The following is a 5,916-nucleotide window of genomic DNA, read 5'->3' on the forward strand; positions in this document are numbered from 1 at the left end:
AATGATACAAAGTTCATTCTTTAGTAATAAGAAACTTAAACAAATGTGGTACATTGATTTTGTTTTAAAGATAACATTGAAATTCACGATTATATACAGGATTTTAACTTATCAAACAGATTGAAACGAATGTCAGCATAGCGTGAGCTATTAAGCCGACTATTCGATAACTTTTGAGTTTGTTAAAGGTTTCGAGGCTCAACGTCAATAAAGCAATTGGAATAAAATAACTAGGGTAAAATTTTAAAAAAAGGAAAGAAATATTTTGAAGAAAAAAGGTGAGTTAGATATAACTTTTATTATGTCTACCGTTTTGAACATTTTATTTTTAGCTGGGTTAACTTTCTTAGTTCAATCAGAAAATTTATATATTTTAATTCCATACACTATTTTGATTTTTATAAATGCGGTTTATCTAGTTGTTAAGGCTATAAATATTACTAAAAATAGAGTATGACATTTAGGTGGATTTGAAACGAAGTTCTTCTTGTCTTGATACTATATAGAAATAATGCATAATTCGAGAGTTAATAACAAACAAATTATCCCTAGTAGATATCTAAGCTAGGAGAAGTTAGGCATTTTATTAAAATCAAACTTACGGTTATTATTTTTTAAATAGTTATTTAGACATAAGATTACTTATTAGAAGTCATCTGTAACTCATATATAACAGTGATATACTATTATGATCGCCTATCTCTCAGGCGTCAAATTTAGACGTAGAGAGGAGGTGCATTATTTTGTTAATCGTTTTGTTCACATCATAGCACCAGTCATCAGTGGCTATGCTGTTGCGTATTATACTTATTGGCTTAATAAACGTAACAAATAATTAATAGGTGACTATAAGTTAACACCATAAAAAATCCCCTCACTACGGCAATAGTGAGGGGATTGGTGCATTAATTGTTAATCATTTTCGTTAACAAAATTATAACACCGGTTAGCAGAGAAATGCAAAATAGTTTATCGATTACTAACTAGTGAGTGATTTTCAATAAAGATACTATTTCATTAGAGAAATTGACTATATTAGACATTATCAAAGATTTATGAAGTTGAAAAACATAATTGAAAATATTAAATATATTATCTTTTTAAGATATAGTTTTTTCTTATTATGAAAAAATAATGAGGACTTGAAACATAAAATACAGATATTCTTGTTGAATATTAAAATAGTTAGGAATATGAAAAAAGGGAGAATGTTATGAAAAAGAGGTTATACTGTATATTTTTAGTTATTATTATCTCAATATTTTTTTTACCTAAAGAATTAAATAAAGCAGAAATTGAAAAAGGAGTAACATTAGATATTGCTAGAAAACATTATTCTGCTAATAGTATAAAAAAGATAATTAAAAAAATTAGTGATTACAATGGTGATTATTTACAATTACATTTTTCTGATAATGAAAATTATAGTATTTACTCTAAAGTACTAAAACAAGAGTCAGATAAATCTAATAGGTACTATTTAACAAAAAAAGAATTAAAATCTATTGTCCAATATGCCAATGATAAAGATGTACAAGTCATTCCTGAATTAGATTTACCTAGTCATTCCAAAGCAATCTTAACATTATTAAGAAAGCATGATTTTAAGAGATATGAAAAAGTTGTTTCTAGTTATGATGAGAGTACGATTGATTTTTATGATAATAGACATGCAGTAAAATTCTCGAAAGACATGATAAAAGAAGTTAGTTCAATGTTTTATCAGAGTAAATATAAAAATAATCAGAAGATTTCTTTAGGTGGTGATGAAGTACCAGGAAGTGGTTCAAATCAAAAATCATTTATTAAATATATTAATACGATTTCTAATTATGCTAATTCGCAAAACTATGAAACCAAAATTTGGAATGATTCTATTACTAAAAATGGGCTTAAAAAACTAAATCACAATATAACCATAATGTATTGGAAACAAAAATATAAAAAAGATCCAAATCCTAAAGATTTTTTTAAACTAAATCACAATGTTGAAAATTTTAATAGTAACTCACTATATATTTTTCCACGTAACCAAAGTCATGAAGAAATAATTCAATCTCAAAACCTCATAAAAAAAACCAGAATAAATGATTTTAATACTAAACTCTTAAATCAAAAGACTAATTATAACACTAGGTTAAACGGTAAATCTTTAAGTTTTTGGGGAGAATTTTCATCAGAATTAAGTCAAAAGAAATTATTAGAATATATCTTTATATTTATAAATACTTTTTTTAAAAGTTAAAAAATTTAGGGCTATTTTTTAACTTTATAATTTTAAACCCAACAATTAAAAGTAAAAAAATATTATTGAATTTTTTAAAAATTTCGTTTACTATCAACTAAGTAAATAAAAGGAGTATAATTTTGGAAATTTTGAATTTTTTGATAATATATCCGCTATTCATGTCTCTTTTTTGGATGGTTGGTACAATAATTTACATATTTTTTTCAGAACTATGGTTAACACAGAAACCTAATAAAGAAATTGGGGACGAGGGAATATCATTTCTGATACCTTGCTTTAACGAAGAAGAAACAATTAAAGCTACAATAAAAAATCTATTGGCTCTCGATTTTCCTAACAAACAAATTATTGTCATTAATGATGGAAGCACTGACAACTCAGCTAAAATAATTTATGAATTGCAAAAATACCTTGATTTTACATTTATTGATTTAGAATTCAATAATGGAAAAGCTAATGCTTTAAATAAAGGTATTGATTATGCTAAATATGACTATGTTATGGGAATTGATGCTGACACTTTAATTGATGATAATGCACCGTATTTTATGATTGAGCATTTTAAGAAAAATCCTAAACTAGCTGCTGTAACTGGAAATCCTAGGATTAGAAATAAAAAATCAATCTTAGGTAAAATTCAGACTATTGAATATGCAAGTATGGTCGGGAGTATTAAACGAACTCAGGCTCTTACTGGCAAAATTAATACTATATCTGGAGTTTTCACTCTATTTAGAAAATCTGCAATTGAAAAAGTTGGGAAATGGGATATCGATATGATTACTGAAGATATTGCAATATCCTGGAAATTTCATCTAGCTGGATTACACATTAAATATGAACCTAGAGCATTATGCAGAATGCTTGTTCCTGAAACGATTCCTGGTCTTTGGAAGCAACGTTTACGATGGGCTCAAGGAGGCCAAGAAGTAGTGATTCGTGACTTAAAAAAAGGATTGAAGTCATTTAATTTGGCGATGTATTTTTTAATATTTGAGCAAATCTTTTCGTTGATATGGATTTATAGTGTCTTATTAGTATTAATTTTCAATATAATTAATGCAAATCTATTAGATTATTATTTTTTAAAATATAAACTTTCATTACTCGTTTTATCTGCCTTAATTTTAACGTTTTTAAATGCAGTTCAATTTACTATTGCATTAATTGCAGATAGCAAATACGAAAAAATCAATATATTTACTATTGTTTATTTAAGCTGGTATTCGACAGTATATTGGGTTATCAATGCACTTGTGTCTAGTTTAGCTTTTCCTAAAGCAATTAGAAGAAAGAAAGGGGAATTTGCGACATGGACAAGTCCAGACAGAGGAAAAGATTGAATAATTTTTTTTTGCTACACTGTTTAAGAGAAATATTAACGTTTATCATTAGCATTATTTTTTGGTCGTATTTTATCTGTGCATGTGTTTTAATCATAGGTTCTTTATTGAATAGACATGATGAATTATTATTAACTATTAGAACTATTTTAAATATAGATAGAAATACTATAGTGAAATTATTTAACCTTTCATTAAAATTTATAATCTTAGATATATTTATATTCTCACTTTTTTTAATTAGCAGAAAAATTTCGTATAAAAAAGAGGGCATTGATCATGGGGATCTTTTCTAATTTTTTTAAACTTTTAGGTATATTTATCATAAGTTTTTTAATGGTAAATAATGCAACAATTTATGCTAAAGAAACTAATAATAAGAAAACATCAAATAATAATGATGAAGAGGGCGCTTTAGCACTTAATTATCACAGGGTACGTGATGATAGTTGGATTGAAAGTATATTATTTAGTATTTCTAACAGTAAAGAAATTTATGACTATAGCGTAACAAAAGATGAATTTGAAAAAGAAATAAAGTGGTTAAAAAAACATAAAGCTAGATTTTTAACTGAAAGAGAATTACAAGAATATAAAAGTAAAGGGCAGTTTCCTAAAAGAAGTGTTTGGATTAGTTTTGATGATATGGATATATCCGTTTATGAAAATGCTCATCCTATATTAAAAAAATATAATATACCTGCTACTGGATTTATAATTACAAATCATGTGGGGGATAAAGATTTTAATAATCTTAATATGATTTCTAAAAAACAATTGAAAGAGATGAAAAGATCAAATATTTGGACTTTCAGTTCACACACTGATGATACGCACGCTATTACTAAAGATAATACATCGATGATGAAAAAGAAAAGTGATAGACAACTTAAAAAAGATATCAAAAAAAGTAATACATACATTAAAAAACATTTTAATAAAGAAAATAACTCTATTGCTTATCCATATGGTGAAGGCGATAAACGTATCATAAATGTGTTGAAATCCGAAGGCATTGAGTATGCTTATAAACTGGAAGATAAAGCAATAAGTCACAAAGATGATAATTATAATATTCCGAGAATATTAACAAATAAAGATTCTTTTAATAAATTAATCAAAAAGTGGGACGGCTTTAAATATGACACAAACTAGAAAAAAAAAAGAATTAATTTATCTTAGAGCATTTCTTTGTACTATGATTGTACTTACACATATACTGACACAGTATATGCGAGATATAAGTGGAAATGACATATCTCAACTTAAAGTAATTTATTATGTTCAAAATTTATTTATTTTTGGAACACCATGTTTCATTATTCTATCTCAACTTTTAACAACATTAAATTATTCAGAATTAAAAATTAATTATTTAGTAACACGCTTCAAATACATTTTCTTACCTTATCTAATCATGGGGAGTTTTTATTGTTATAGCGAAGCAAGAAAATTAGGAGATTCTTTTTGGCATCAATTATATCAAAATGTACTTTTAGGATATTGGTATGGATATTTTATAATCGTTATTCTTCAATATTTCATTTTAAGTTATATTATTTATAAAATTTCACCAAGACTATTTAACAGTAAAATTTTGTTATTGTTTTCCTTTTTCTTACAATTTGGATTTTTATATTTACTACATAATAATAATTCATTTACATCAAATTTACATAAATACTATCCATTAAGTGACAACACATTTATTTTAGGTTGGATTTTCTTTTTCTTTTTAGGAGGTTATATAGGTTACAATTACAATAAGATAATCGAATATTTAAAGGCATTTCCAATAGTCATATTAGTATTTTCAATTATTTCTTTTTTAATATTTGTCTTTGCTTTTGGAAAACATGATTATTGGAATGTTACTAGTTATACTGAAACATTGATGTTATACCATACATTTATGTTTTTAATGTTATTAAGCTTATTCATACACTTTAAAAAATTCATTTTTGGAGTTGTTAATATGATTAATGCTTTTTCATTTTTTATTTATTTATTGCATCCAATTATGACAGAATATATCTATCAGTATACTTCAATATTTATAAATACTACTCTAATATTTATAATACTTTCTTTAATTACTACTATAGGTATTTGTATTGGTATTGGAATGATTTTAAGAGAATTTTATGTTTGTCGTTTTATTATTGGGAAACAACCATATAAATTAAAAATTAATTTCACAGAATAAATTTTAAAAATTTAATATTAAAGCTTAGCAAATAATAATAAACATAAAATGACTTATCGGAAGCTAACTATTATCGCATATTAAGAGATGATATAATATACAGGTCGCCTATCTCTCAG

7 protein-coding genes are annotated in these 5,916 nt (G+C 25.3%); all 7 read left to right on the plus strand.

Going from position 1 to position 5,916, the window contains the following annotated elements; translation table 11 throughout:
* The first annotated feature begins 265 nt into the window (after nt 1-265).
* Nucleotides 266-457 (plus strand): hypothetical protein, encoded by a 192-nt coding sequence (locus tag HMPREF2881_RS12095; protein WP_070653743.1) that lies wholly within the window; start codon nt 266-268, stop codon nt 455-457.
* Between the two features lie 276 nt (nt 458-733).
* Nucleotides 734-835 (plus strand): type I toxin-antitoxin system Fst family toxin, encoded by a 102-nt coding sequence (locus HMPREF2881_RS11695; RefSeq protein ID WP_141752629.1) that lies wholly within the window; start codon nt 734-736, stop codon nt 833-835.
* A gap of 378 nt (nt 836-1,213) precedes the next feature.
* Nucleotides 1,214-2,245, plus strand: coding sequence for a family 20 glycosylhydrolase (locus HMPREF2881_RS10080; RefSeq protein ID WP_070653744.1), 1,032 nt, complete (start codon nt 1,214-1,216; stop codon nt 2,243-2,245).
* Nucleotides 2,246-2,367: 122 nt separating this feature from the next.
* Nucleotides 2,368-3,591, plus strand: coding sequence for a poly-beta-1,6 N-acetyl-D-glucosamine synthase IcaA (gene icaA / locus HMPREF2881_RS10085; protein ID WP_070653745.1), 1,224 nt, complete (start codon nt 2,368-2,370; stop codon nt 3,589-3,591).
* Nucleotides 3,561-3,887, plus strand: coding sequence for an intracellular adhesion protein IcaD (gene icaD, locus HMPREF2881_RS11560; RefSeq protein WP_083310081.1), 327 nt, complete (start codon nt 3,561-3,563; stop codon nt 3,885-3,887). The genes icaA and icaD overlap by 31 nt, the downstream gene beginning before the upstream one ends.
* On the plus strand, nt 3,871-4,746 hold the full coding sequence (gene icaB, locus HMPREF2881_RS10090) for an intercellular adhesin biosynthesis polysaccharide N-deacetylase (RefSeq protein ID WP_070653746.1): 876 nt from the start codon (nt 3,871-3,873) through the stop codon (nt 4,744-4,746). The genes icaD and icaB overlap by 17 nt, the downstream gene beginning before the upstream one ends.
* Nucleotides 4,733-5,797, plus strand: coding sequence for a polysaccharide intercellular adhesin biosynthesis/export protein IcaC (gene icaC / locus HMPREF2881_RS10095; RefSeq protein WP_070653747.1), 1,065 nt, complete (start codon nt 4,733-4,735; stop codon nt 5,795-5,797). The genes icaB and icaC overlap by 14 nt, the downstream gene beginning before the upstream one ends.
* Nucleotides 5,798-5,916 lie beyond the last annotated feature (119 nt).

The organism is Staphylococcus sp. HMSC057A08 (assembly GCF_001812925.1).
Classification (GTDB): domain Bacteria; phylum Bacillota; class Bacilli; order Staphylococcales; family Staphylococcaceae; genus Staphylococcus; species Staphylococcus hominis.